The organism is Roseateles sp. P5_B10, assembly GCF_056400485.1.
Window position 1 is genome coordinate 1 of record NZ_JBFULE010001595.1, and the last position, 603, is coordinate 603.

The window sequence follows — 603 nt, forward strand, 5'->3', positions numbered from 1 at the left end:
GTATTTCGAGAATGTCGGCGGCGCCGTGTTCGAGGCGGTGTTTCCGCTGCTGAACTTCTTCGCGCGCATTCCGGTATGCGGACTGATCGCACAGTACAACGATACGACGTCAGAGGCGCCCAAATGGGCCGGCGCGATGATGCGCAACGTGCTCACCAAACGCCTCAACTTCCGCGGCTTTATCGTGCGCGACTTCGCATCGATGCATGGCGATTTCCTGCGCGACATGTCGCAATGGGTGCGCGAGGGCAAGGTGAAGTACAAGGAACACGTCACTGAAGGTCTCGACAATGCACCGACGGCGTTCATGGGGCTGCTCAAAGGCGCGAACTTCGGCAAGCAGCTCGTGCGGGTCGGCGCGGACAAGGCGTAAGGCGGATACGCCTTCAAGCTGTCATCACTGCGGGCGCACTGTGCCGTCCGCATTGATGACGGTGAACAGATCGATGTCGGTCTGGCCCGGTGCGCGGCTGTGACGAACTTTAAAGCCGCTGGGCTGGAAACTGTATTCGACGAGCCCGACCTCCTTGACACCGATCGTCTCCTGCTTGTCCTCGGGACGAATGATGAAACTGCTCGAGGGCGCCCAGATGTGCCTGACGC

At 60.2% G+C, this 603-nt stretch carries 1 protein-coding gene and 1 pseudogene; one reads left to right on the forward strand and one right to left on the reverse strand.

The window, feature by feature from the left end; all coding sequences use genetic code 11:
* Nucleotides 1-373, forward strand: a pseudogene (locus tag AC1DU6_RS34780) (NADP-dependent oxidoreductase); the annotation flags it as partial.
* A gap of 24 nt (nucleotides 374-397) precedes the next feature.
* Here AC1DU6_RS34780 and AC1DU6_RS34785 read toward each other — a convergent pair.
* On the reverse strand, nucleotides 398-603 hold a 206-nt coding region (locus AC1DU6_RS34785), incomplete at its 5' end, for a hypothetical protein (protein WP_477863080.1).